Raw genomic sequence first — 26,211 nt, forward strand, 5'->3', positions numbered from 1 at the left:
TCTTTTCCTTGAACTGAAACAGAAGATAGTGTGTTGAATCCTGCATCTTAAGGTGACTTGGGTATAATAGTTTGATTGGATAAGACAATAAGAGCTGATAAAAGACATGGAATTTCAATTAGAAGCAGTTTCACTGCATAAACGCTTTAAATCAGTTGTCGCTGTAGATGATGTGAGTTTTGGGGTAAAGCAAGGTACGTGCTTTGGGTTACTTGGACCAAATGGAGCGGGAAAAACCACAACGCTGGAAATGCTTGAAGGAATCATGGAACCGACAAGTGGACATATCCTATATAAAGGTCAACCCATAACAAAAGAAGTGTATCACCGGCTAGGAATACAGTTTCAAAATACGGCCCTGCAAGACTACCTTACCGCGAAAGAAACGCTCAAGATGTTCCAGTCTTTTTATAGCCACTCTATGCCTTATGATGAATTGGTAACGCTTTGTCAGCTCGGTGATTTTTTAAATCAAGATCACCGAAAACTGTCAGGAGGTCAAAAACAGCGCCTGTTGCTGGCGTTAGCGCTGATAAACGATCCCGAGTTAATTTTTCTTGATGAGCCAACTACAGGGTTAGATCCGCACAGTCGTCGACTTTTCTGGGATCTGGTCAATACCATCAAGGCAAATGGAAAAACCGTTTTATTGACGACACATTACATGGATGAAGCGGAATATTTGTGTGACGAAATAGCGATAATGAATAGAGGGAACATCATTGCTCAAAATACGCCTACTCATTTGTTAGACGAGCATTTCTCTGGGGCACTAATTAGCTTGCCAGAATCTCAAACAAACAACGCTCACCTTAATGGAGAAGATGTGCATTACTCTGAGGGACGTTGTTTTATTCAATCTGAAAATGTTGAAAAAACACTGACTAACTTAATGGCTTCCAATATTTCCTTGGAAGGTCTGCAAGTTAAATCCGCTAATCTCGATGATCTATTTTTGAAATTGACCGGGCATGCTTTGATAGAAGAGGAAAGTCAAAATGTATAGTCGATTCTTGGCTGTTTTAGTTGCTAGAAACTATGAATTCATGCGGGACAGAAGTGCATTGGGTTGGAACCTTGTGTTTCCAATATTGATGGTGGTTGGATTTGCGTTCGTTTTTTCTGATGATAATAAAGTCCTTTATAAAGTTGGAGTGATGAACCCAGAACAAGAGGCGAGCCAACCGTTTCAGGAATTACGTCATCTTGAGTTTGTAGAATATACCGATTTGAGCACAGCAGAACTTAAGCTACAGCAACATAAGATTGATATTCTAGTCGACTTTAAATCGAAATCTTACTGGGTCAATCAATCGTCTGCGAGCGGCTATATTGTTGAAAAGCTACTTCTTGGGCAGCAGCCTGATTTTGTAAAATTCACCATTGATGGAAAAGCAATACGTTATTTGGACTGGGTTGTACCTGGTATCCTCGGCGTAAACATGATGTTTTCCTGCTTATTTGGTGTTGGCTATGTCATCGTGCGTTACCGTAAAAACTCAGTATTAAAAAGGCTGAATGCTACGCCGCTTAGAGCGATCGAGTTCTTGTCGGCTCAAGTGTTGTCGCGTTTAGTGATTGTCATGCTCATCAGCTCAGGGATCTTTTTAGCCTGTAACGCTGTGTTTGATTTCTATATGCTCGGTAATTATTTCACTCTATTGCTGGTGGCTTTTCTTGGTACCTCTTCGATTATTTCTTTGGCGTTGTTGATCGCTTGCCGATCCGAGTCGGAAGAATTTATAGGCGGTATGCTTAATCTGGTTTCCTGGCCGATGATGATGTTATCTGGTGTTTGGTTTTCGCTGGAAGGTAGCCCAGACTTTATTCAGCAACTGACTAAAGTATTTCCGCTTACTCATATGCTGGAGTCTGCACGAGCCGTAATGTTGGATGGCGCTGGGTTATCGGATATCTGGGGGCATTTAGTGACTCTTGCTTTAATGACCGTTGTTTTCTTACTGGCAGGTTCTTATTTCTTTAAGTGGCAAGGCGAAGCTCGATAAAACATCTTTGGGATTTCGAACTATTTGTTAAGCGAGCGCCAATATGTTGTATTGGCGCTCTTATTATCTAAAACGAGTCATATATTAATTCTATTTATCCATAGCCGAGGCTATTTAGATATCCGCTAGATAAAAATTATCGAAATAGAATGCGCTTCAGTGGGGTTTTCGACACTCCCCAAACAAACAGAACGCTAGAAATTAAGGTCCCAGATAGCACAGCAATATCTCTTGAATATCCTTCCAATCCATTAAATCTCACAACGTTGTCGACCAGTATTTGCAAAGGCAAATGCGCAACATAGATACCTAGAACCAATCCAGATAAATTGAAGACCCAAGGCTTGTTTCCCCAGTTTGGATTCGCTAACAAAAGAAAAAGAATGCCGGAAGCCCAAATTGGCGTCGCGGCCAAAAAGTCATGGCTGTTAAATGCCGTTCCATATTGCGCTAGGATTTCTGCTTCACCTAAATGCAAACTGAGCCCTATTAACGCCATAATAGCTGCATTCAACGTAGGCACTGAAAGCCTTAATCGACGTATTTCGAACCCTATTAACACCATTAATGTGCTGAAGAAAGGGCCGTTTCGAGTAAAAATAGGGGCTTCCCAATCAGTTAGAACATTGTAGCTTCCTGCTAATACTCCGTAGACATAAAGGCTCCCAGCGACAATGACTAGCCCTTTGGATAGCTTAAAATGAACGCCCAGTGCAATAGCGGCAACGGCACATAGCAAGCCAGGGATAAACCACAAATGCACCAAGCCACCCTCAAACAGAGTATTTAATGGGTTTTGGAGCAACCAATTCCAATAACCACTTCTTTCCGCAATGTAACCTTCTGTTAAAAACTGATACCAGTTAAACGGCATTAGCAGGCAAATAACACTCCAAACTAACCATATTTTTAGCAAAGGTATGCTGTAACTTTTTAGTGTAGAAAGTGGGTTGGCACTAAGCTTGGGCTGGATAAGATAACCAGATATTAAGAAAAACAAAGGCACTGCAAACCGTGTTAACTGGTTTAGAACGTACCCAACCCATTGCATCTCACTACTTAAGGAAGAATGAGTTAATACTTGGCTATGCAATAGCATAATAGCAAACATAGCGATAACGCGGCCGAGCTCTAAGCTGGCGATTTTATTGGTATGGTTAGAAGGCATGTAGGGCTCACAGAGAATACAAAATTATGAAGGTAGTTTATCTTTTAATTCAGTATTTTACGTTGAGACGTGTCATGAATTTATGAGGGTAAGATTAAGAGTTTTTAATCTAATTCGGAATGCCTAGTGATAAAGGCATCATCTAAATAAGGTTAAAGCTAGACAGAAATGCTATCCCGAGTGAGCACGTTAACAATGATACGACGGTAGTTAATGCAATAACATTTGCTGCCAGTGTTGGGTTTCCACCCATAGAGCGAGCCATCACATAACTCACCGCCGCTGTAGGGGACGCCGTCATAGCGAACAGTAGCCCTAACTCCAATCCTCTATAGCCCATTAGAACACCGCCACCCACAATAACAAGAGGACAAAAAATAAGTTTTAGCGTTGTGGCAAACCAAGCACTATTTTTTTCTTGTTTTAAGGAACGAAGGTTCAGTGACGCGCCAGTACATAGAAGAGCAAGGGGCAGAGTCATATCCGCGAAGTACCCCCCCGCATGAGTCACTATTTGCGGAATTGGGACGGATAATCCATAGCAAACAAACCCGAGTGAGATAGCAATAATTAAAGGGTTCTTGGTGATCGTTTTACCGATCAAAGTCAACGCCTTTAAATGTGACGATTGCTGCTTCGGGCTTAACGCTATTACGGCAAGAATATTATAAAGCACCGTGGTTGCAGCAACATAGAGAGCGGCACTTGCAACACCTTGTTCTCCATATAAGTTTGCGGTGTAGGCTAGCCCTATAATCGCGGTATTTGAGCGAAACCCTCCTTGAATAATAACGCCTTGATCGCTTGAAGATGGGAAAAACGTTTTGGTAGAAACCACCGAGATTATGAAGAAAGTCAAGTTGGCAGCAAGCCCGTACATTACGAAAGGAAGGCTGCTTTTTAAATCATAATCGGACTGAACAATGCTTAGAAACAACAGGGCTGGCAATGTCACTTTAAACACCAGTTTTGACCCAGTATCTATAAAGCCCTCATTGAGCACATTCATTCGCTTTAAAAAGACACCTAATACCAGCATCAAACAGATAGGTCCTGTAATACTAAAGGAAAAGGCGAGCTGTTCTAGCATGAAGAAACCTGTGTCGTGAGTGCGGACAATAGCGGGGTTATGGTGACATGAAAATCTATTATGCCCAAGTGAACTCTACTCGCGTGATGTGTTTTATGCCGCAAAATCAAAGATTGCAAAAAAGAACGACTGTGCTATTAATATAATGCGAGTTGCAGAGTTGACTGGATTCGATTTAAATAGCGGTCAATGAATCTCAGTTAAACAGAGCGTTTAATGAACAAAGGCAAGGCAACAAAAGAAAACATTTTGAAAACGGCTTTTAACGTGGCAAGCCAAGATGGGCTTGAAAGCCTGACATTTGGTGTGTTAGCGAGGCATTGCGGTTTATCAAAAAGTGGACTTTACGCCCATTTTAACTCGAAGGAAAACCTTCAGGTTATGGTGGTTGAGTATGCCAACATGAAATTCATTGAGCGAGTATTGCAGCCAGCACGTGATCAATTCTCTAATGATCTTGAATCAAAAATCAGGTTGCTATTAGAAAATTGGTTAAACTGGAACCACTCTTTTCAAGGCAGCTGTATGTTCCTTGATGCGTGGCGCAGTGATACAGATGAAGACAATACTGTGCAGCAGAGCTTGATCAAAGGGAATAATAAGTGGATCAGCTATATGGAAATCCAGATAGAAAAAGCTAAACATACAGGGGTTTTTTCGATGGATCTGGATACCAAGCAAGCGGTGTATCAGATTTACGGTGTCTACCTAAGTAGCCAACTTTTCTACGCCATTGATGGTGAAGACGAAAGCCGGAAAAGATTTTGGAAGAGCATTGATTTTTTATTCCAGCATTGGCGCTAACGGTACATTGTGGCAGCCCTAAGCAGTTAGGCTACCAAGAGAAAGTAAAACAACATAACAAATTAAAGCTGGTGAGTACGTATCATCAGCTCATTTTTTGAATATAAATAGCACGAGCGTTCTATTTTAAAGGGAATAACGATCATGAGTGAGAAGATTTACTTCAATGCATCAAACAAGTTCAGCTTAAAACGCAGTTTAGTGAATTGCACCACGCGCTTGCATCATACGCTAGCGCCCAATCATGCTGTGAAGACAGCGAGAAAACTATTGCTGACTCCTGCACGTCTAACACCAAAAAATACGACACCTAAAGAGTTGGTGAAAGGGTCTGTCCAAACGAGCCATGGCGCTCTTTCTACGTTCTCATTAGGTGCGGGACCAGTATGGGTACTCACTCACGGTTGGTCGGGAAGCTCAAACCAGTTTTACCCGTTAATGGAGCATATTGCTTCCAAAGGTTATCGCGCCTTGGCTTATGATCACCCAGCACATGGAGAAAGTGATGGAGATGTAGGACATATTCCTGCGTTTGTAGAAGGTTTAGACGCCGTTTTAGATAGTGTCGACGACTTAGCCGGTATTATTGGCCATAGCATGGGAACAGCATCAGTATTAGAAAGCCGCCATCAAAAAGCTGAAAACTGCCCGATTATTTTGATTGCACCTGTGTTGAATTACATCGAAAACTTGTTTTCGAGTATTCGTCGCTCTGGGTATTCTATGAAACTATTTAAAGAAGTGGTTGGGGAAGTGGAACGCCAATATGAATTTCCACTGAAATCGGTTGATCCATACCGCCGTTTGATGGAGCGGAAATCAAGGTGCATTATTGTTCATGATAAAGACGATAAATTCACGTCTTATTCGGTTTCTGAAGAAGCGGGTAAAGAAGGTGATAACGTTGAGCTAATTACGACCGAAGGTCAGGGGCATGGTCGAGTGATGAAGTCGTCTGCTGTTATGGGGGCGTTCGACAAATTCGCATCATAATGAGGCTTGCACATTTTTACAGAACGGGGTAAAAACAAAAGGTAATTCAATCACAAGGAAGAAAAATGATTACCGAAAATACCTATTTCGAAGGTGGGGTTAAGTCTTTAGCGTTTGTTCAGTCAGAACAAGAAGTAAGCGTAGGCGTTATGGCAGTTGGTGAATACACATTTGGTACGAATGCACCTGAAAAAATGACCGTTGTAAAAGGCGATTTAACCATTAGACTCAAAGGTGCAGAAGCATGGGAGACATACGCCTCTGGTGAGTCTTTTAATGTTCCCGGTAATTCACATTTCGACGTGAAAGTAGAGCAAATTACAGCTTACTTATGTGAATACTTGTAATTATATTCTATAAAAAAATGCCACATAGACTGGTGGGATACACTAACGAGTCCATGTGGCAAAAAACAAATAAAGATCGAAACCTGATACGCTCGCAGTGGCTAAGTGGATCAGGTTTTTTTGTTTTATTCTCGAAGCTGGCACTGAATCTACGCTTTATTTTTTAAAAGTCAGTGTGATTGAATACGCCAATGCTGCGAAAAATGCCAATAGAGCTGGGACTAAAAGTGCCATGAATTGCCACAAGTGGTAAAGGTAAGCTCCAACGAATCCCCCTAATATAAAACCAGCTATAACGGCTAAGAGTAACCCCGCCTTTCTTTTGTCGGCGCGCGCTCCTCGTAAATAGGCTCCGATCATTATCCCTAAATCTGTGATGATCCCTGTCATGTGAGTTGTCCTTACGACAGCGCCGCTGTAGGTCGTCACCATCGCATTTTGCAATCCGCATGCGGCTGAAGCCAAATAATGTCCGGAAATCGAACCTCGGGTTAACGTAATACTTGCTGCTGTTAACAATACGCCTTCGAGTATCAGAGCAGTACCGTAATGCCGACCAAGCTTTAGTGCTGTACTTTGGATGATGTAACCGCTGATGGCTGAACCAGCCATAAAGCTAAGAAGAATAAAGGCGATATGAATTAACTGGGAATTAGGGGAAAGTAAGCCAGCCCCAAGCAGTGTCACGGTTCCAGAAAGGTGTGAAACAGATTGGTGCTGAAATCCGAGTAGACCTATGGCATTAACAGTCCCTGCAATTCCTGCAAGGCAAAATGCACCATATTCAACCCAGCGGGGGAGCTTAGTAAGCATACTGGAACCAGAACAAGAAAAGAATGAGGCGATATACTATTCCTAGTTTCAGATTTGATCATCTGCAAATGCATCTCTTATTGATCTCTCGCAAAAGCAAACGATTTGCTTTGTCTTAAGCAAAAAGAGCCATTAGAAAGCAATCTGTTCGAGTTCAGGTTACTTAGGTTATCCGCCTTCAGTTACTTTAGCGGGTTGGGAAGGTTTTCTCTGAGCGTTCAGGTTAATGATATTTCCTGTGAGCATCAAAATGCCGCCGAGTAGTACCCACCAATCTAACGCTTCGTTGTAAAGCCACATACCAACCACGGCGATAATAGGCAAACGGAAAAAATCGAGCGACACCACTACACCAGCGTCAGCGTAGAGCATAGCTCTTGCAATACAGAAGTGAGCAGTTAACCCGCATACCCCAACGACGAATAAATAAAACCACTCTATACCCGTTGGTATTTGCCAATCTTGATAAGAAAAAGCGAATCCAATGGGCAATTGAATCAGGCACATTAGGAAGATAATGACTAAAGGCGGTTCGGTTTCTGCCAAATATTTAGTACACACATACGCGGTTGAAAAACTGATTGCCGCTAAGATGACGACGAATGACGCAGGGTCGAATATGTCGGCGCCAGGTTTTACGATAACAAGAACACCAACGAATCCAAGGAATAAAGAAATTACTTTTGTTTTAGTGAATGCTTCGTTTAGAAACCAACAGGCGATAAGAAGCGTCCATAATGGCACAGTAAATTCGAGCGCAAATACATTGGCCAATGGCAGAAGTGAAATCCCTAAAAACCAAGAATACTGACCAACAAAGTTAATAAGGTTTCTCCCCACATGTATATGCATTTTCGGGGATCTAACTAGGTGAAACTGACCAAAATAAGCCAATAATATAGAGACAAGCACAAGCCCAACTACGCTGCGAGTAAACACCAATTGAAAAGGCGTGTAGTTATCACCCAATTCTCTTGCTGTGATCGCCATAAACGTAAACGAGGCGAGTGTTCCCATCATCCATAAAACGGCTTTCATTCACTTTCCTTGTGAGAGTTCAAAGAGTTGTACAGACCTTAATGATACTGCAGTTATGTCTGTCGAAGAATTGTTGACCATATAGTAAATTGCTAATCAAATCACTTATACAAAGGTCATAACGTCGCATGTTGGCTGCGATATAGCCTGAAAATGGTGATGGCGTTAATGACTGCAAATGTAGTTTCCATTAGCACGCCGCCTAAGGAGCCCAGCACAATGTTATGCAGTAACCAACAAAGAGTATTGAGAAGCACGGTGGCGCGCATGGCAAGCCCTTCCAACTTGTACATGCCCCATGTTGCAACCGATGTACTGAGTAAAGTAAGGAAATGATGAGGTTCAGATGCATTAGGCAGCCCTAAAACCCATATTAATGCGATAAAAAACCACATTAGGTACGAAGATTGAGTTTTGGTAGAGAAATAGATTCTTAATACACTTACCGCACATGTGGTTGCAGCTGTCATTGCCCCCATTAAAACAAAATGAATAACGAGTAATATTTGGAATAGTGAGAGATGAACACGCATTCGATAGCTGCATTTATGAGCAAAAGCAGCAGACCCGAAGAGAAACGCAAAAAAGCCTACGAGCTGAGGAATATCATTAAAAATAGACAACATGATTATTTTTGTGAGCTAGCGCAATATGACGTAACGAGCATGATAATAAAAATCGGAAACTTGATGTAAGAAATCTCTCACAAATACTGTAGGAAATCATGATACTTTTCGATGCGTCATTATATTAGATATACCTTATCTTATTGAATGTGAAACAAAAAATTGGTTGTTATTTTATGGTTATCAAAAGGTTTTTTAAAATATATAGTCAAAAAGCCGTTATCCAGAACTAATATTATCCATGTCGACAGGATACGACGCTACCCAAAGGAAAGGGTAGTAAGGAAGCAAAAGCAAGGAACACTGCTTAACAAGGATAACGCTTTGAAGGATTGAAGCGCAAAGGAATATCGCTAAGGACGCGCAAGGACGAATTGGATAACACCTAAGGATTAGGTTCTACCTCTAGGAATGAGGAAGGAAAGGAATCGCAAGGACACCGCTTCGGAAGGCGCGTAAAGGACAGGCAGCAGGACGTTGCAACATTTATGGATTATCAACGCAGGACGCGTTAAGTAGCTGGAACGCTGCCAGAAAAATGCTTTACCCCAACACATTTGTGTTGGGGTTTTCTTTTTGGGCGTAAGATTAATGATATTGGTTTAATTGTGAGCAGATGTTTGATGTGAAAATAAGGCGCTTCATTAAAATTCTGAGCAAATGTAGAACTGATTTTTTCCATTACGTTTTGCCATGTACATTGCGTTATCCGCTTGGTTAAGTACCTGCTCAAACTCGTTAATTTTCCCTCTAGTTACAATAACACCAATACTTGCAGAAACAGGATGTTCCTCGCATTGGTGCTCGCCACATGAACAAGCATGCTCAATTTTCATGAGTAAATCCTGAAGTATTCCACCTACCTGATGAATGGAATCTAACTCAGTTAGCATAAATACAAATTCATCTCCACCAAGGCGTGATGTTATGCCGATACCATCAAAATGCTCGCTGATGACACCAGCTATCTGTTTGAGGAATTTATCCCCTTGCTGATGCCCGAATTGGTCATTGATGTGCTTGAAGTTGTCAAGATCAAGTAAGCAGAGTGCGGTGAGCTGATTCTCCTCAAGATTTAAGCTTGCGACCTGTTGTTGCAGGCTTAGACGATTGACTAAGCCAGTTAACGGATCTTTCATTGCTAAATCTTGGAGCACTTCTTTTTGTCGTCGAAGCTGCTCATTCGCATCCGAAATGACGGATGTTTTGTAAAAGCTATAAACCATGGCACTCAGAATTACAAAAGTGAGCGCGGAGAAAGCAAAGAGTACCAAATAAGGGATCCAGAGAATTGGCATGGTTTGGGTGAAATGAATATCAAGTTGCCAAGTTCTCCCCGGCAAAGTGAGTGGAAAACTATACGAAAGGTGTCCATCTGGATCCGCCAGATATTGTGGGAAAATACGGTGATGATTTTTTCTCGTCACATCGCTAAGAATAAAGTGAATATGTTCTCGGTTCGCCAAATTACTCAGTAGCAATCTTTCAGGTTTCAGAAGCATGATCACATAGCCTTTTAGGTCATCTGGCGGAAAGTACTTCTCATTAATGGCGTTATGCCTTTCGTGTTCATCAAATACAGGAAAATAAATCGCCGTTGCGAGTGGTCCATCAGGATCTTGCACGGTGGAAAATGGGCTGGTGGCTTGAATACGCTTGTCAAGAGCGGACTTCCGAATTGCCTGTTGGTTGAACGGTCTTTGTGTTAACTCTAACCCAATGGCATCTTTATTCGGTTGAAGAGGCTCCGTAAACATAATCGGAAAATAAACAGGGTTTTTAGGAACCGAAAGTGTTTTGGACGCGTTTGAATTAGTGGTAAAAAAGCCAGATGGAGCATAGCCTTCCTGCTTTAAGTGGTATTCGACCAATGTACGTTCCGTTTGATGGATCTTCGGTGCCCACTGTATGGCGAGTATGTTGTACTGAGAGCGGAGCATCACATTAGAAAAACTCGCAAACTCATCTCGGGAAACCTGTTCAGAAGCAGAAAACAATGCACCATACGATTCAAGCAAACCGGATACATCATCGAGTAAATATTGCGCTTTTAATGCTTGTGTATAGGCAATTTCATAAAGGCTTGTTTCAACATTCTGCTTTTCTACGGTCGCGGCGATGCTATAGGCAAACCAAGAGCCTAAACTTCCTAAGCAAGTCGTAAAAATAACAAGCAAAGCCTGTATGCGAGTAAGTCTAACCAACATGAAAATTGCAACACCGACTGGAGATAATAAACCTATATTTGCATATGCTAATTTATTTAATAAGTGGCTCAGTTAAATTATTGTGAATTCTTGACGCAGTATCACCGAGTTCCGTACTTTTTTCATAATGAGTATTTACGTTGTTTGAATAAAAAAGTTTATTTTTCAATAACATGTCTAAACGTAAGGTTAATACGAGTGTTTACTACCTTTTTCGTTTTTGGAACAGCGTGAAGCCAGTATTTCTGTGTTTCTCCTGCCATGATAAGCAAAGCACCGTGTCCAAGTGTAAATTCTTGTTTTTCATTAGAATCTTTATGTTTTAGAACAAAGCGCCTAGGTTCACCGAGCGATAGCGAAGCAATAATAGGATTGAGCCCAAGTTCTGGTTCATTATCTTGGTGCCACCCCATAGAGTCACTACCATCACGGTACATGTTTGCGAGAACAGAATTGAAGCTTTGTCCGGATAATTCCGCACACCTTTTCTCTAAAGCTCGCAACTCCTTTGTCCAAGGGTGTGGACGCATCGTTAGCCCGGAGTAAGTATAGGAAGCGTTGCCATGCCAAGCCTGCAGGCGAGGTTGAAGCACTTTTCTTCCAAACATATTGATTGATTCTTGTTGCCAGGGAAGGGTGTCAGTGAGCTTCTGAAATAAACTATTGGCATATGACTCAGTAAGAAAGTGTGCATCCCAGTAAATTAAGCTATTTTGGAAGGTTAGCCATTTCCCAGTTTCTTGTTCAAACAAATCGTAATTCCGCACTTAATGATTCCTCGAATCGCCACATGGGTATAAAATACGCCCTTTCCCATACAAGGTAAAAGAAGAATGCAACAACAAGAGTTTGAAGCCCTAGTAAAATCCTTATGCACGCAAGAATCACTTCCGAAAGCGTTAGAGTTGTTGAAAACCTCTGAAGAAAAAGAAGTTGCAGAAGCTGCTGAGTCTCTCTCTGGTCAGTTTGCGTTAGCAGAAGTGGAAGGTGAACATCGAATTTATCATGTTACTCTTCAAGAAAACGAACAAGGCGAAGAGCAAGAGTTTGTAGAGCACGTGATGAATGAAGGGGATGACATAATAAAGTTTGTCGCTTGGTTTTTCTTTAGTATGTTTGAAATTAAAGAGCGAGATACATATCAAGCAGCAGGTAAGACTTACCAACAACCTAAGCGAGGCTAGATAAATTCGTTCTATATGATCATTGATTTACTTCTGTTGCAATAAAAATGTGATCTAGGTGTTGATTCTAATCCGCCCAAGAGTAAAATGTGATTTAGTTCACATTGTAGGAGTGCTCGAAATGGGATTAGATTTAGGATCTGTATACGTTGCCAACCAAATGGCTAAGAAGATGGTGGAAGAGAAGCTCTATGGACAGCCATCTTCAAAAATCGAAAGACCTTCTTTATTTCGCCGGTTAGCTATGAAGGTTAAAAAAACAAAGTAAAGGAAGCTATAATGGTCGAAGGAACGAATCAAATGCCCAATCATACAATTGGGCTTTTTCGTTTTGTATCCAAGCTATTTGGCACTGTAGTTTATAAACCCGTTAACTTGCGTTTTTAGATTCCATCTCTACCACATTATCTGGTACCGGGCGTAATCCATTGGTTCCAATATGCTCTTCAAGTTTGTCAAAACCACCAACGTAGTTGCCGTCTAACCAAATTTGAGGAACGGTAACCGGCGTTTTTTCACCAATGATGGCTTTCACTTCTGGAATCATCCGATAAAGAGCAGAACTGTCTTTTACGACATCGTGGTACTCGTAGTTTATACCTAACTCATCTAACAAGCGTTTGGCTTTAACACAGTAAGGGCATGTCGCTTTCCCGTAGACAATGTTTCCCACGAGTTTACTGCGTTGTGCCCACTGTTGAATAACCGATTGTACCAGCACACCTCGGTTTAATGCTTCACCTTGGCTAACGACTTTACCTTCCACTATCAGTATAGGCGCGTGAAAAGCCCCATATTTTAACGGCTCCCACCAATGCGATAACCAGTCTTTAATTTCCAAATCAATGGGAATACCATCCAATTCGTTTTCAAAGGTGTCCTGAAGAATATCTTTGGTTAGTGTGCATTCTCCACAAGGAATGTTCACCTTGAATGGACCCCAACTACCACCCCAGCGGTATAATGTGATCTTGATCGGATTTGCCATTGATGTTTCCTCATAAAGTGTATTGATTTAATAGATCCGGATAACGAAAAAAATCTTTCACCCATTAAAAATATTTTTATCTAGCGCAAGAGATTGTGGTAGCAAACAAGGTTAGATGGATTCTTAAAATTATAGCAAACAGCGAAAAATCTAGGTTTCCATTAAAGGCTCATATTGTTTGTTTGAAAGCTCGGAGTTTGGCTTCATTTTTTTTAAACAAAATTAAGCCTTAATTAAATTTGTATATGCTCACATAATTCTGAGCGATTCAATAAAGAATTCAATCAAAATTATGACTCTTTATGATTTGAATAAAAAAAGTCTATTAGAAAAGTATTTCATTATATATGCCGTGATTTCACTAGAATCACTAAAGAAAGTGCTCTTTATAATAAAACCTAAAAGACAGTTAATATGTAATTAGTTTGAATATTTATTGAGCTGTGAGCGATAGCACATTTATTGTCTTTCTTTGTGTTAATGTAACCAGATTATTAATATTTTTGTATATATGAAACCAGTTTAAATTGCTCCTTGGTTTCAATTTGGGTAAATATATTAGGGACTATATATTATGGGCAGGTTAAGCTTTAAATTAAAAGTGATAATTCTGATCTCTCTTTCAGTATTAATCACTATTGTTACTTCCTATTTTAGTGTTAATTACTATATCAGTGAGTATATTTATAAATCGGATGTCCATAAGATTGAGCATAATACAAAGTTGCTCAATGAGCGTATTGCCGATGAAATGAAGAACGTAGTTTCATTAGCCGTCAGTTCCAATATGATGATCGATACGCCTGAGGAAGTAAAAGAATCCACCATGTTCGTTAAAGTAGTGAAAGTGGTTTCGGGCGTTATCGCTGTTGGTGATTCGGGAAGGTTAGAAGGCGAAGAGAGAGATAAGTACATTAACTTAGCTCGCGCAATGGAATCTCGTATTGTGGATGTGAGCAAAGCTGAATTGGTAAATGGAAAATTATATTCAACTATTTCTGTAAATAGAGATGGAGGGTCGGCTGACTTTTATACGGTCGATTTGGCGATATTTTCTGAAATTATTAAAAAGTATTCTGTGAATGGAAGTTATATTGAACTAATTTCATCCTCAAACCAGACAATATATTCAGATAAGATTAACGGTGACTTGAAAACTTTAAACTCAACAGTAGAAATGGATGGGATAAATTGGTCTTTGAACAGCTATGTCGACCTTCAAAGCATAAGGGATAACACCGCCACTCTTAATAATGAGATCACTATAGTTTTGGTGCTGATTGGTCTCATTGTTATCGCGTTTAGTACCTTGATGCTTCACCAAGCATTTAGACCATTACTTCTATTAAAGAATATGGTGGCAGAATTATCTAACGGGACTGGAGATTTAACTCAACGCCTTACGGTGAAATCCAAAGATGAAATTGGAACCATATCTTCTTCAATCAATATGTTTATTGAAAAATTACAAGAGAACTTTATCGATGTTTCCACTTCCACACAAAATATAGATAAAGCGATTGAAAAATTAAGCCATCAGTCTCAATCGAACTTGAGTACGCTTGACGGGCACACGCAAGAAACTGAGCAAGCGATCAGTGCGATAAGTGAAATGAGCGCGACGGCTGATGCGATTACAGACAGTGCAGTGAAAGCGGCGGAACTTACCGACATCACTAATATGAATGCGAATACATCGAAGAAAACGGTACAGCAAGCGGTAGAAAATGTATCCGCATTGATTAACGAAGTAGGTTCTATGTCGACGTCCATTAGCACTATGAGCCATGATACCGACCAAATTAATTCCGTTCTTCAGGTGATTGGAGACATAGCGGAACAAACGAATTTGTTGGCGCTTAATGCGGCGATAGAAGCGGCTCGAGCGGGTGAACAAGGACGTGGTTTTGCTGTAGTAGCGGACGAAGTCCGTGCACTTGCAGCAAGAACTCAAGAAAGTACATCGCAAATTAATGAGATGCTTGGCAAGCTCCGAAGTGCGACAGACAACGTGGTTACTGCTATGGAATCGACCCGTTCAAGTTGTGAAGAAACGGCACAAAGTACGAATGAAGTCATGGAGTCCTTAAATCTTGTTACGGATTCCGTTGTAGAAATCAATGAAATTAATGCACTCGTCGCAACGGCGGCGAAAGAACAAAGCCAAGTTACAGACGAAGTTAGCAAGAACATGGTTGCCATTCAGGATATTGTTCATCAATTAAATGACAATGCATCCGATACACTTACAATTAATGAAGAGTTGAGTGGTACGTCTAACAGCCTAGGGGATGTTGTCGGTCGATTCAAAGTGAGTTGATTATGCGGTAAACCTCTGGAAGGAAGGGCGCTTTGGCGTCCTTTTTCTTTATAAATTAGCGTGTTAATCAGTATGCAAAAATTGGTGTGTTTTCTGCCGTTAGAACTCTTCTCTTTGAGCTGTATTGGTCTTTCACACAGTCCGAATATATGCGTGATTTCTCATAAAACTTATGTATAATTCTATCGGTTACAGTATAAATGGAATGCGATTCGGTAATTTTACCTTTAAATTAAACGTCGCAATTGAAAACTGATTAGTAATCAAGGAAGAGCCATTGTTAATTACTGAGGTGATTCAGACGTATGATTACGTTATTTTCATTACTGAAATGGGTGGTGCTTTTTGCTTTGGTTAAAGCAGGAATCATTGAAAAATCGACGGTAGAAAAGATAGCGAAAGGAACGATTAGGTTAGTCAAAAATGTTTTTTTAATCGTGATATCAACTCTTTTTCTCTTCGAAAACCAACCTCTTGTTCAGCAGCAAGTGTATTTCGAGAGAAAATTGAAAGAGTTTTCTCGGTAGCCAATTTAAGATCCAAGAGTGTAATGGCTGAGCTTTGCTATAGTTTTAATTACATCGACTGTAGTGTCGTCCCTCATCGCTTCACGCTCATACTTATCTAAAGGAAATCTTATGGTAGAAACGGAACATCTTATTCTTGTGCCAACATCACACAGTGATTTGGATATCTATAAAGAGCTGCTTTCCAGTGCCATAGTGACGCGCTATCTACCGTCGGGTAAACCTTACACAGATAACCAAATTCACACGAACATTAAAAATCGCGAAGCGCATTGGCTTAAGCATGGCTTTGGTACTTTTACTGTTTGTCAAAAATCGGATCGTACCAAGAAGTTAGGCTATGTAGGAGTGGAAGAGTCTCCCGAACCCAATGTTTTTGAGGTTCGTTACGCCATTCTTCCTGAAGCTCAAGGTCACGGTGTGGCTCAAGAAGCGGCACGTGCATGTTTAGATTTTACTTTTCAAACCAGTAAGCTGAGCAAGATCTATGGTGTCGCTGTTAACGAAAACTATCCCTCTATAAAAGTGATAGAAAAGCTTGGGATGCAGCCAGAGCCCGACGCACACTTCTATGACTTTAATGAACTTCTTTATTACTCCATTTCGCGCCACTGAATTTCGGGCTACTGAAGCCTCCAGACATTGTTTACAAAAATATCCATATAACTTGTCCGTGTTTGTGAAAAGCGCACTCAGCTATACTCCTGCGTCTCGAATCGCACTCTTTGGATTGGCACTAAGCCAAAAGAGGCGCTGTGATTTTGAATAATATAGTAATCAACAGCTCTGGATTTACGATCCAGTTCGCTAGAAGGAAAAGAAATGGCTGAGTACGTAGTATGCGCTCTGTATAAATTTGTGCGTCTGGAAAATTATGTGGAACTCCGAGAACCTTTAAAAGCTTTGATGGAAAAGCACGAAGTTCGCGGAACGTTATTGCTGGCAGAAGAAGGCATAAACGGCACGGTTGCTTCTAAGCGAGAAGGTATCGATGCGCTTCTTGCATGGTTTAAGCAAGACCCTCGTTTAGCCGAGATTGTCTACAAAGAATCTTTTGATGTCGTCCAGCCTTTTAATCGTACTAAAGTTAAACTCAAAAAAGAGATTGTGACACTTGGTGTAGAAGGTATCGATCCTCGCCATGTTGTAGGCACTTATGTAAAGCCTCAAGAGTGGAACGATCTTATTGCAGATCCTGAAGTATTTGTTGTTGATACCCGCAACGACTATGAAATTGAAATCGGCACATTCCAAAATGCTGTAAACCCTAAAACAGATACCTTTCGTGAATTCCCAGAGTATGTTGCTCAAAACATGGATCCAGAGAAACACAAGAAAGTGGCAATGTTCTGTACCGGTGGTATTCGATGTGAAAAATCGACGGCTTACATGAAAGAGCAAGGTTTTGATGAGGTCTATCACCTAGAAGGTGGCATTCTAAAATACCTTGAAGAAGTGCCTGAAGAAGAAAGTATGTGGGAAGGCGACTGCTATGTTTTCGATGGGCGAGTAGCAGTAAATCATCAGCTTGAGAAAAGCGGCTATGAAATGTGTAATGCTTGTCGCTTGCCTATCACAGAGCAAGATATGGCATCTGCTGAGTTCGAAAAAGGGGTGAGCTGCCCGAAATGTATCGACAAACATTCAGAAGAGCAAAAATCACGTTTTCGCGAGCGTGAAAAACAAGTCCAACTTGCGATTGAGCGCGGAGAAACTCACGTAGGTGGGGAAGCCGACAAGGTGATAGCCCAGCGCCGACAAGAAAAAATTTCCCGTAAAGAGCAGCAGCGTCAACGCAAGTAAGCTGACCATCATTTTTTCGAAAACCCTTAGACACTCCGTGTTTAAGGGTTTTTTTGATGCTTTTTTCTAGGATAATGAAACTTGCTGAGTATTGACTAACTTAAGAATACCTCATAACATGCATTTAAAATACATGTTATGAGGTGATCAGGTATGGATTTTAAGAGAGTCAGTGAAATTGGTGGTACGGTCATGGTCGTTTCCTTATTGGTGATGACCACAACGTTGTTAATCAGTTTTCCTTTAGCGGATCGATTCAGCATTATTCAGCAGGCAATCGCTCATATCGGAACCATCGTATTTGCAGGTGTATTTAAAGTCGGTTATGTCGCGTTTATCGTTGGGCGATATGAACGAAACCTCTCGTTTTAAAGGATGGCTATTATGAATTTTGCGTATTTTTACTATTTTGGTCTTGCCGCGTTTCTTGGGTTAGTTGCCCCTTTTCTCGTTTTGTATTTGGCGGTTATAAATTAAATTCATTTTTTGATTAAAATGTAAACCGCGGGAGCCAGTTGCAGCGCACTTAATCGTATGACGTGATGCAGTATTATAAACATCACGTCAAAGCCATTAGCTAATGCAACAACAACAACGCTTTCCAGTGCTCCCGGTGCGTATGCGAGCGCAACAGATGTAATTGGAACATCAAGTATTGACACCGCTAAACCCGTAAAGAGGGCAGTGATCGCAAGGACTAACACGAAACAGATGCATCCCGCTCTCGTGTATTTGAATGCATCCTTTCTAGTTATCCCGCCAAAACGCGATCCTATCAAAAGGCCAAGAACAACAATGGCAGCGTCCATTAGCCAACTGGGTACCAAGAGATCTTCGATAGGAAGAACCGGCGAAAAAATAAGGCAAGAAAGCATCGTTGTTAATAGATAGGGGGCGGGTACATTCAATTTTTCAAGCCAACGACCAGAAATCATTGAAGCTACTGTGAGAAGCATGAAAGTGCTAATGGATTCAACAGAATAGTGCAGTTGCTCTGCTTCTATAGATTCATATCCATCTGGAATGAAGAAGCTCGCGAATACCGTCAGCAATACCAATCTAAAGAGATGAACAAATATGACGCTAGGTGAGGCGTTGTTTTTGTCTATTACATCCAGTACAGCCGCCATTGCCCCTGGGTATGCGGCGAGTATGCTGTCTAGCTTCGACCACTTTTCGTGTCTGCGGAGCCACCAATACCCCATCCCGACTTGAACAACCAAGCAAACCAAAAGAACCAAAAGGCTGGGTAATAGGTTTAAAAATTGCGCTAGAGAATACTCGACCAGTTGAAACCCTGCCGAAAACCCAAGCACCAACTGAAGGAATATATTGTCCTTTCTACTTGTCTTTGCGTTAGGTATAAATCGAACAGAGACGGCAGCTCCCAGTAAAGTGCCCAAAAGCAATCCGTGTGGAATAGCGAGTTGCTGAAATATGACCCCGACAGCCAAGGAGAAAACGAGTAATTTTAGGTATTGCACGGGCTCTCCTTTAAATGTTGGGGATCCAATTGAATTTGTCTGCTGGAAGGAAAGCTAAAGCAAATCTACGCCGAAAGTACGTGCTATCCAGACAATAATGCCAAACGACACTAGGGTTATAACAATGCCGATTCCAAGTGATACGAAAAAGTGAAATCGTTGCATGAGCATTGGGAAGGCTAAAAACATCGGCAGTGTGGCGACGACATACCAAAATGTATAGAACGCATGATTAGCCAATTTCTCTTTCGGCTGTCCTTCAAAATGAAGCCAAATCAATGCCAATACAGTTACTAAGGGAAGAGATGCCAAAAGTGCACCAAGTTTGTCACTACGCTTGGCGAGCTCAGATACTAAAACAATAATGGTAGCGGTAATAAAAAACTTGGTGACAATCCATGCCATAAAAAATTCCAATTGATTGAGCAGAAGAAGGAAGCGCTTATTCAGCGGATATCATACTCTATGTAGAATGTTTTTTATGTGGTCTAGTTTGTTTTTCATATCTAGAACAAAATTTAACCGAGAAAAATCAACAGACCTTAGGATCTTCTATGGATTGATTTAGAGTGATGGAAAGGCAAACGCCAACGCAATCCTTGAAAAAGATCTTGGCGTTGGCGCGACATTTAGGCGGCGTGAAAGTAAATAGGTGACGTAAGTGCAAAAGGAGACTTAAGCGTAAAAAATCTAATTAAGTCGAAGGCGTTACGCCGATGTATATTTCGACTTCATCTTCGCTTTTGTATTTTTCGAAATCTGTTCGGTACGCTCGTGTATATTCACAATCTTCGGCAGAAAAGAATGCCCAAATTTGCTGCCAAAGTTCAACGACCATACTCGGCATGCTTCCCTTGTTACTAAAAACTAAGTACTCGCCAGATTCGACTAGAGATACTTGTAGTGTACTTTGATTACTTGGCTTATTTTGAACATGTAAATGAGTTGCTCCTGCCGTTACATCAAATTCACCAAGGTGATCAGACTCGTACTGATGATAAATCCCAAAAACTTCGGATTCAGTTTGAAGGTTTGGGGCAATGTTAACGTAGAAATCTTGCCACAGAGCCCCAATTTTTAAACCGGACGTTTTCATTTCATCATGATTGTTTGTCCGGATAGTCAATCCGTGAACTTCAAATTGTTCAACTTTTTCCATGCGCATATTCGAATTCCTATCGCTAAATTGATGTGTGTAGCTCTTACCATAAATAGTTCGGATGACAGATTGTGTCAGGAGTACAGTTAAGATGCTTTCATAGCCCATCCATGAGCTCGCTGTTGTGCGTCCCAGAGCGATTGATAAAGTCCAGTGGCGTTAATCAATTCATGATGACTGCCTTGCTGTTTTATTTTCCCTTGATCTAGCACCAGTATTTGATCGGCGTCGACAACAGTATTTAGCCTATGAGCAATCATAATGACGGTTTTCTTCTTAATCAGAACGTTCAATGCTTGCTGGATTTCATGTTCATTTTCGGGGTCCAATGATGCTGTGGCTTCGTCCAGTAATACGATGGGTGCGTCTTTCAAAATCGCTCTAGCAATAGATAAACGCTGTTTTTCGCCACCGGATAAGTTTGCTCCGCCTTCACCTATCATGCTGTCTAATCCGTGGGGTAAGTTGGATACAAACTCCCAACAACATGTCGCTTTACATACTTCCTCGACTTTTTGCCTGCTTGGATTTCGCAATCCAATCGTCAGATTATTGAATACGGTATCGTGGAAGAGGTAAACGTCTTGAAAGACCATGCTGATTTGGTCGGCTAAACATTCGGCAGTAAGTGATTGAACATTATGATCTCCAATCTTAATACTCCCTTCTGTGGTATCCCAAAAGCGAGCAATCAAACTGGTTATGGTTGTTTTTCCGCTACCCGATGGACCAACAAGCGCAGTTAAGCTGCCCGGTTGGCAAGAGAAACTGACATCGGATAGAACTGGGTTTTGAGCGTAAGTAAAACTGACATTTTCGAATTCAATGCTGGCTTCTAACTCTTGGTCAACATTGCCCTGAGGAAGCTCTGGTGCATCGAGTACATCTTGAATCCGGTTAGAGGCTTGCTGCATGAAACTGTATTCGGCAAGGTAAATCGCGATGGACATAAGAGGTTTGAAAAAGCGGCTAGAAACAATCATAAATAAAACGGCAACGTGTGGTTCTAATTCGCCACCAGCGTATAGGTAGATCAGTGAGATCAACATTGTGGCGAACCCGAGCTCCACTAAGCAAACAAAACTTAGAGGTGCGACACCCGCTACAAATTCGTGTTTAAGGCTCATTCTCTGAATATCTTTAAGCTGATTATCAAGTTTGGAGAAGCGTGTGCCAGCCAAGTTGTAAGATTTGAGAAGTTTGATTGCGAGAATATATTCCATCAACGAGCCCGTCATTTCTGCAACTTTATCCAGCAGTTTACGGCTCAGTATCGCCCCTGCCTTTTTTAACAAAATGAAGGCCACAATGGCGATGGGAAGACCAATGCACATTGCAAAGCTTAGTCGCCAATCTTCAAAGGTTAACCCTATAGCGACCAAAGCAACCAAACTGATGGTAACGATCAACTGAGAAAAAAGGTGGGAAAATATCTGCTCAGTAAAAGTGACGTCTTGCAGCATGGTTGCATTAAGCGCGCCAGGGTCTTTTTTTAGCAAATACCCCATAGGCACTCTTTTTAATTTACCCGCCAGATTTAGACGGATATCAATACCGGCATCGTATCCAAAATATTGGTTGTAGATCATCACATATCGCGCCACAACGACGCGCAAAGCAAATAAAATCACCATAAAGCCACAGCAAATCCAAATGAAATTGAGGTTAGGTTGTGGCAGAAACATTTCCTTGATAACCAAATAAACCAAAACAAATGGAATACCCATTAGCAAAGCTTCAAGAAAACCAACGAGGATGTTTCGTGTTAGCCCTTCATTTTCAGAACCGGTCAGCGCTTTCATTTGTTTAAGCATCAATAAGTTCCTTTTCTGTTCCGTGATCTTTTGTTGATAAACTCCATTGACGAGACGCTTGATGAGAATGCCAAAGGGTTTGATACACCTGACACTCATCCAGTAACTCCGTATGCGTGCCTTGCCCAACCAAGTGCCCTTTTTCAAGCACCAATATTGAATCGGCATGCACGATGGTTGACAGCCTATGAGCGATAACAATGACGGTCTTATCGACCATTAGCGTTGCCAAAGCCGACTGAATGAGTGCTTGGTTGTTGGCATCGGCGTAAGCAGTTGCTTCATCTAAAATGAGAATTGGGGCGTTTTTCAAGATTGCACGCGCTATGGCAACACGTTGTTTTTCTCCTCCGCTCAATGACATACTTTCTCCTAACACGGTTTCGTACCCGTTAGGCATGTCAGTAATGAAAGAATGGGCTTGAGCAGCCTTGGCTGCAGCGATAATGTCTGCCTCCGAAGCATTGCTGCCCATGGCTATGTTATCGCGAACAGATTGGCTTAGGGTGATGCTGTCTTGAAAGACATAAGCTGTATTGTCCATCAAATAAGAAGGAGAAAGTGATTGGATAGGCTTTCCACCGATGAATATCTCGCCGCTTGAAGTATCCCAAAATCGGGCGACTAGCATAGCTAACGTTGACTTACCTGATCCTGAAGGGCCGACTAGCGCCGTCATTGAGCCTTGTTTAATCTCAAAAGAAACGTTATTGAGAGCGAGGTCTGATTCGTCAGAGTAGCGGAAATTGACGTTCTGGAATTCCACATCAAATTGAGTCAATGTTTCGCATTTTTCGGGTTCCGACAACGAACTTTGCGCCATTAGGGATTGCAGCCGATTCACACCTTCGAAAATTTGGGTCAAATATCCACTTAACATTGTGATGTTGTAGAGCGGTTCCATCATTCCTACGCCAAGTAATATACATAGAGTAAAACTTGCGATATCCAAGCTTCCTTGTGACCAAAAGAAAACGCCCAAAGGTAAAAGCACCACAAGCCCACTATCCAATAGTGTTTTGAATGCAGCAAAAGGCCAGCCAGCGTCTTTTATCCATTGCAAAACCAGTATGTGGTAGTTGTTTAAGCTTGATGTGAAAAGTTTGTGGGGTTTTCCGCCAGCATTAAATGCACGAATCACAGGCATTGCCCGTACATATTCCGTCACGCTGATATTAAGGTTTTCTAAAGATTGGTGGTATCGCCTAGATTTGTCTTCAAAACCTTTATACATGCTCATTTGGCTAATGATAGCGAGAGGGATTGGAACCAAGGCAGCCATTGCCATTCGAACGTCGATAAACAACAAGAAAACAAATACCGCCAATGGCGTGATGATGGATGTGACGAAATCGGAGATGTGGTGGGCGACAAAAAGCTCTACTCTTTCTACGTCTTCCGAAAGGATTTTTTTGATTTCTCCTGAACTCTTTTCGTTAAAGAAACCCATCGGCAATGTCGCCATATGACCAAGCGCAAGTGTTCGAATTTTATATTGAATGGCGAATGCTGATTTATGAGAGAGCATAACCGCACCTAACAGCAAGGTATAACGAACCAGCATAAAAGCGATGGCATACCCAGCCCAACTCCAAGCTTGTGATGCGTTAAAATGGTCACTTAGTAATTGTTCTAAGACTAAATAGGCGAAGTAAAATGGGGCGAGTCCGCAAAGAGCACTAGCAGCTGAGAGAATTATGGAAAATACGAGCTTGAGTTTGTGTTCTGCGGAAACTTGAAAAAGCCATTTTAGACTGGCTGTCGCTTCCTGATTCATTGAACTACCTTTCTTCCTTTCAAAAATTTAACCTATTCTGAACGAAGAGTATTTGAAAGACTGCTCAATGGCGGATTATTTTAACTGTATGAAAAATAATGAATAATTGTGCGTGTCTGGGTTTGTTTAATCCGATCAGCAAGTACTACTGGGTTAGTTTAAGGTAGTCACTTGGTGTTATGCCAAAATGTTTTTTAAACGCGACAGAAAAGTGTCCGTGATTTTGATACCCCACTTCATTAGCTACTCGAATCACGTTACTGCGTTGTTCTAATAGTATCTCTCTTGCACGTTCCATTCTTTGTTGATGGAGGTAACCAAATGCGGTTTGTTGGAAAACCTCTTTGAATCCGAGTTTCAACTTAAAATCATTTAAGCCCACTTCTTGCGCCAGTTCGATGAGAGAAGGCGGTGCATCCATTCTCTCCATCAATAAGTTTTTAGCACTATATATCTTGTGAATATCTGCTGGGCTCAATTTTCCTGATTGTAGGTTAGAAGGCGACATTTCTTGCAGTACCAGCGAAAACAAATGCCAGCCAAGCCCTCTGAACTGTAATGTTTCCGCTAAGTTGTTGGCACTGCTACTGAGCATCTGGCGTGCTATTGCCATCATGCTTTCATTTGCGTCAAACGTAAACAAAAAGGGTTTTGGTTGGTTTTGAAAAGCGGGTGAGAAATAGTGCTCTAAATCTTTACATTGATAGCTTTCTACGAGTGATCTTACTTGGTCGATAGAGATGTTAACCGATACGCCTTGAAATAAACTGTTCTGAGCTCGTGTATAGCCGGAAACGTCATCTGAATAATAAATCGCCACTTTATTCGGGGAGATCAAAAAGCGCTCCCCCAAAGACTGCAGATAGCATTCACAGCAGCTACCTGTGCTAACAAAAACGGTGATCTCGCGAGGACCAAACCCATCGCTAGAGAACAATTCAACCGGACGGCTAAATTTTCCCTGCATACGCATAGAGTGTAACCCTTCGTCTAGGTTGAACCGGTTAACTTCTAAGGACCCGAATGACTCGTTCAGCCCGTAGTAGCCTTTTTCGGCAACCGTTTCAAACATTTCAATGTGGTCAAACTGAAACCGATAGAATCCGTTCATTACAAATGAGATTTATTATCAATAAGTGGTGAGGTTAATGGTTACCCTACTTTATTACAAGTAGAGAAGTCTTTAGGGTGTGATCGATGTTTCAGAATAAAAGAGTCGAACATTGAGCCTTCAGCTCATGCATAGAACAAGGACTCAGCGGTACAGTAACTTAAAAATTTATCAATAAGATGCATATTTATATCGAAGTTTTGTTGGGTCTTTGTTAATTTGTAAAGGAAATTTAAATATGAGGTTGGTGTAATGAAAGTAATAGGGATGATTGGCGGCATGAGCTGGGAATCGACAACCAGTTACTACCAAGCTCTAAATACATTGACCAATCAGCGATTGGGCGGGTTTCACTCTGCTAAAATTTGCTTGTACAGTGTTGATTTTGCTGAAATTGAAGCACTTCAGCGTGCAGGTGAATGGACTAAAATGGCGGATATCCTCTCCAATGCCGCAAAATCCCTAGAAGCAGCTGGGGCTGACTGCATTCTGATTTGCACAAACACCATGCACAAAGTAGCACCAGAAGTTCAATCTTCTGTTTCCATACCTCTTCTTCATATTGCCGATCCAACGGGAAATGCTCTGGTTTCAAATAGCATTACAAAGGTAGGGCTTCTTGGAACACGTTTCACAATGGAGCAAGCTTTTTATCGTGAACGTATAGAGACGAATTTTGGTATTTCCGTTGTTGTGCCTAGCGAAAAACAGCAAGCAGAAGTGCACCGGATCATTTATGAAGAATTGTGCCATGGGCAGATTTTAGGTTCGTCTAAAGCGATGTATCTCGATGTCATTGGTTCGTTAGTAGAGCAGGGGGCGCAAGCGATAATTTTAGGTTGCACTGAAATAGCATTACTGGTTAAGCCTTCCGATACCGTCATTCAACTTTACGACACGACACACTTACACGCGCAACACGCCGTCGAGTTCGCCTTGGCTAAGGATTAAA

General features: G+C 41.4%; 26 protein-coding genes. 12 read left to right on the forward strand and 14 right to left on the reverse strand.

Annotated elements, in window-relative coordinates; all coding sequences use genetic code 11:
* Positions 1 to 106 precede the first annotated feature (106 nt).
* Positions 107 to 1,006, forward strand: a complete 900-nt coding sequence (locus VPNCDNU1_RS22470; RefSeq protein WP_104402422.1) for an ABC transporter ATP-binding protein — start codon at positions 107 to 109, stop codon at positions 1,004 to 1,006.
* Positions 999 to 2,006 carry an ABC transporter permease gene (locus VPNCDNU1_RS22475; protein WP_104402423.1) on the forward strand — a complete coding sequence of 336 codons (1,008 nt, stop codon included), beginning with the start codon at positions 999 to 1,001 and terminating at the stop codon, positions 2,004 to 2,006. The genes VPNCDNU1_RS22470 and VPNCDNU1_RS22475 overlap by 8 nt, the downstream gene beginning before the upstream one ends.
* A gap of 136 nt (positions 2,007 to 2,142) precedes the next feature.
* On the opposite strand, the gene VPNCDNU1_RS22480 is transcribed toward VPNCDNU1_RS22475, so the two are convergent.
* On the reverse strand, positions 2,143 to 3,174 hold the full coding sequence (locus VPNCDNU1_RS22480) for an acyltransferase (RefSeq protein ID WP_104402424.1): 1,032 nt from the start codon (positions 3,172 to 3,174) through the stop codon (positions 2,143 to 2,145).
* A gap of 142 nt (positions 3,175 to 3,316) precedes the next feature.
* Complete coding sequence (locus tag VPNCDNU1_RS22485) at positions 3,317 to 4,264, reverse strand: AEC family transporter (protein WP_104402425.1); 948 nt, start codon at positions 4,262 to 4,264, stop codon at positions 3,317 to 3,319.
* A gap of 216 nt (positions 4,265 to 4,480) precedes the next feature.
* Here VPNCDNU1_RS22485 and VPNCDNU1_RS22490 point away from each other — a divergent pair, with 216 nt between their 5' ends.
* The 3 genes from VPNCDNU1_RS22490 to ppnP all read left to right on the forward strand — a co-directional run bounded on the left by VPNCDNU1_RS22490 (position 4,481) and on the right by ppnP (position 6,408).
* Positions 4,481 to 5,068, forward strand: a complete 588-nt coding sequence (locus tag VPNCDNU1_RS22490) for a TetR/AcrR family transcriptional regulator (protein WP_104402426.1) — start codon at positions 4,481 to 4,483, stop codon at positions 5,066 to 5,068.
* 144 nt (positions 5,069 to 5,212) lie between these two features.
* Positions 5,213 to 6,061, forward strand: a complete 849-nt coding sequence (locus VPNCDNU1_RS22495; protein WP_104402427.1) for an alpha/beta hydrolase — start codon at positions 5,213 to 5,215, stop codon at positions 6,059 to 6,061.
* Positions 6,062 to 6,126: 65 nt separating this feature from the next.
* Positions 6,127 to 6,408, forward strand: a complete 282-nt coding sequence (gene ppnP, locus VPNCDNU1_RS22500; protein ID WP_104402428.1) for a pyrimidine/purine nucleoside phosphorylase — start codon at positions 6,127 to 6,129, stop codon at positions 6,406 to 6,408.
* A gap of 156 nt (positions 6,409 to 6,564) precedes the next feature.
* Here the strand turns inward: ppnP and VPNCDNU1_RS22505 are convergent, their stop codons facing one another.
* The 5 genes from VPNCDNU1_RS22505 to VPNCDNU1_RS22525 form a co-directional block, all read right to left on the reverse strand.
* Entirely contained in the window at positions 6,565 to 7,221 is a 657-nt protein-coding gene (locus VPNCDNU1_RS22505; RefSeq protein ID WP_104402429.1) for a YoaK family protein, read from the reverse strand.
* Positions 7,222 to 7,389: 168 nt separating this feature from the next.
* On the reverse strand, positions 7,390 to 8,259 hold the full coding sequence (locus VPNCDNU1_RS22510) for a DMT family transporter (protein WP_104402430.1): 870 nt from the start codon (positions 8,257 to 8,259) through the stop codon (positions 7,390 to 7,392).
* A gap of 116 nt (positions 8,260 to 8,375) precedes the next feature.
* Positions 8,376 to 8,885, reverse strand: coding sequence for a YgjV family protein (locus VPNCDNU1_RS22515; RefSeq protein WP_104402431.1), 510 nt, complete (start codon positions 8,883 to 8,885; stop codon positions 8,376 to 8,378).
* A 644-nt stretch (positions 8,886 to 9,529) separates the two neighbouring features.
* On the reverse strand, positions 9,530 to 11,092 hold the full coding sequence (locus tag VPNCDNU1_RS22520; RefSeq protein WP_104402432.1) for a sensor domain-containing diguanylate cyclase: 1,563 nt from the start codon (positions 11,090 to 11,092) through the stop codon (positions 9,530 to 9,532).
* Between the two features lie 158 nt (positions 11,093 to 11,250).
* Positions 11,251 to 11,859, reverse strand: a complete 609-nt coding sequence (locus tag VPNCDNU1_RS22525) for an alpha-ketoglutarate-dependent dioxygenase AlkB family protein (RefSeq protein ID WP_104402433.1) — start codon at positions 11,857 to 11,859, stop codon at positions 11,251 to 11,253.
* 66 nt (positions 11,860 to 11,925) lie between these two features.
* Here VPNCDNU1_RS22525 and VPNCDNU1_RS22530 point away from each other — a divergent pair, with 66 nt between their 5' ends.
* Both VPNCDNU1_RS22530 and VPNCDNU1_RS28880 read left to right on the forward strand, forming a co-directional pair.
* A complete protein-coding gene (locus VPNCDNU1_RS22530) occupies positions 11,926 to 12,276 on the forward strand; it encodes a hypothetical protein (protein WP_104402434.1) in 351 nt (116 codons plus the stop codon).
* A gap of 121 nt (positions 12,277 to 12,397) precedes the next feature.
* On the forward strand, positions 12,398 to 12,544 hold the full coding sequence (locus VPNCDNU1_RS28880) for a hypothetical protein (RefSeq protein ID WP_167404862.1): 147 nt from the start codon (positions 12,398 to 12,400) through the stop codon (positions 12,542 to 12,544).
* A 102-nt stretch (positions 12,545 to 12,646) separates the two neighbouring features.
* Here the strand turns inward: VPNCDNU1_RS28880 and VPNCDNU1_RS22535 are convergent, their stop codons facing one another.
* On the reverse strand, positions 12,647 to 13,264 hold the full coding sequence (locus VPNCDNU1_RS22535; protein ID WP_104402435.1) for a glutaredoxin family protein: 618 nt from the start codon (positions 13,262 to 13,264) through the stop codon (positions 12,647 to 12,649).
* A 574-nt stretch (positions 13,265 to 13,838) separates the two neighbouring features.
* Between VPNCDNU1_RS22535 and VPNCDNU1_RS22540 the strand changes: the two genes are divergently transcribed.
* The 4 genes from VPNCDNU1_RS22540 to VPNCDNU1_RS22560 all read left to right on the forward strand — a co-directional run bounded on the left by VPNCDNU1_RS22540 (position 13,839) and on the right by VPNCDNU1_RS22560 (position 18,286).
* The gene (locus VPNCDNU1_RS22540) at positions 13,839 to 15,584 is read left to right on the forward strand and encodes a methyl-accepting chemotaxis protein (protein WP_104402436.1); all 1,746 of its coding nucleotides are present in this window, start codon (positions 13,839 to 13,841) and stop codon (positions 15,582 to 15,584) included.
* A gap of 638 nt (positions 15,585 to 16,222) precedes the next feature.
* A complete protein-coding gene (locus VPNCDNU1_RS22550; RefSeq protein WP_104402438.1) occupies positions 16,223 to 16,726 on the forward strand; it encodes a GNAT family N-acetyltransferase in 504 nt (167 codons plus the stop codon).
* 207 nt (positions 16,727 to 16,933) lie between these two features.
* Positions 16,934 to 17,914 carry an oxygen-dependent tRNA uridine(34) hydroxylase TrhO gene (trhO, locus tag VPNCDNU1_RS22555; RefSeq protein WP_104402439.1) on the forward strand — a complete coding sequence of 327 codons (981 nt, stop codon included), beginning with the start codon at positions 16,934 to 16,936 and terminating at the stop codon, positions 17,912 to 17,914.
* Between the two features lie 153 nt (positions 17,915 to 18,067).
* Positions 18,068 to 18,286: a hypothetical protein gene (locus VPNCDNU1_RS22560; RefSeq protein WP_104402440.1), complete on the forward strand. Its 219-nt coding sequence runs from the start codon at positions 18,068 to 18,070 to the stop codon at positions 18,284 to 18,286.
* 107 nt (positions 18,287 to 18,393) lie between these two features.
* Here VPNCDNU1_RS22560 and VPNCDNU1_RS22565 read toward each other — a convergent pair whose 3' ends face one another.
* The 6 genes from VPNCDNU1_RS22565 to VPNCDNU1_RS22590 form a co-directional block, all read right to left on the reverse strand.
* Positions 18,394 to 19,398, reverse strand: a complete 1,005-nt coding sequence (locus tag VPNCDNU1_RS22565; protein WP_167404863.1) for an AbrB family transcriptional regulator — start codon at positions 19,396 to 19,398, stop codon at positions 18,394 to 18,396.
* A gap of 54 nt (positions 19,399 to 19,452) precedes the next feature.
* On the reverse strand, positions 19,453 to 19,803 hold the full coding sequence (locus VPNCDNU1_RS22570) for a DUF3147 family protein (RefSeq protein WP_104402442.1): 351 nt from the start codon (positions 19,801 to 19,803) through the stop codon (positions 19,453 to 19,455).
* Positions 19,804 to 20,092: 289 nt separating this feature from the next.
* Entirely contained in the window at positions 20,093 to 20,563 is a 471-nt protein-coding gene (locus VPNCDNU1_RS22575; RefSeq protein WP_167404864.1) for a GyrI-like domain-containing protein, read from the reverse strand.
* 80 nt (positions 20,564 to 20,643) lie between these two features.
* Entirely contained in the window at positions 20,644 to 22,371 is a 1,728-nt protein-coding gene (locus tag VPNCDNU1_RS22580) for an ABC transporter ATP-binding protein (protein WP_104402444.1), read from the reverse strand.
* Positions 22,364 to 24,148: an ABC transporter ATP-binding protein gene (locus VPNCDNU1_RS22585; protein ID WP_104402445.1), complete on the reverse strand. Its 1,785-nt coding sequence runs from the start codon at positions 24,146 to 24,148 to the stop codon at positions 22,364 to 22,366. The genes VPNCDNU1_RS22580 and VPNCDNU1_RS22585 overlap by 8 nt, the downstream gene beginning before the upstream one ends.
* A gap of 145 nt (positions 24,149 to 24,293) precedes the next feature.
* On the reverse strand, positions 24,294 to 25,259 hold the full coding sequence (locus VPNCDNU1_RS22590) for a helix-turn-helix transcriptional regulator (RefSeq protein WP_104402446.1): 966 nt from the start codon (positions 25,257 to 25,259) through the stop codon (positions 24,294 to 24,296).
* Between the two features lie 252 nt (positions 25,260 to 25,511).
* Here VPNCDNU1_RS22590 and VPNCDNU1_RS22595 point away from each other — a divergent pair, with 252 nt between their 5' ends.
* Positions 25,512 to 26,210, forward strand: a complete 699-nt coding sequence (locus tag VPNCDNU1_RS22595) for an aspartate/glutamate racemase family protein (RefSeq protein WP_104402447.1) — start codon at positions 25,512 to 25,514, stop codon at positions 26,208 to 26,210.
* Position 26,211: the final 1 nt, after the last annotated feature.

Origin of the sequence: Vibrio penaeicida, from assembly GCF_002933855.1 — a bacterium.
Classification (GTDB): domain Bacteria; phylum Pseudomonadota; class Gammaproteobacteria; order Enterobacterales; family Vibrionaceae; genus Vibrio; species Vibrio penaeicida_A.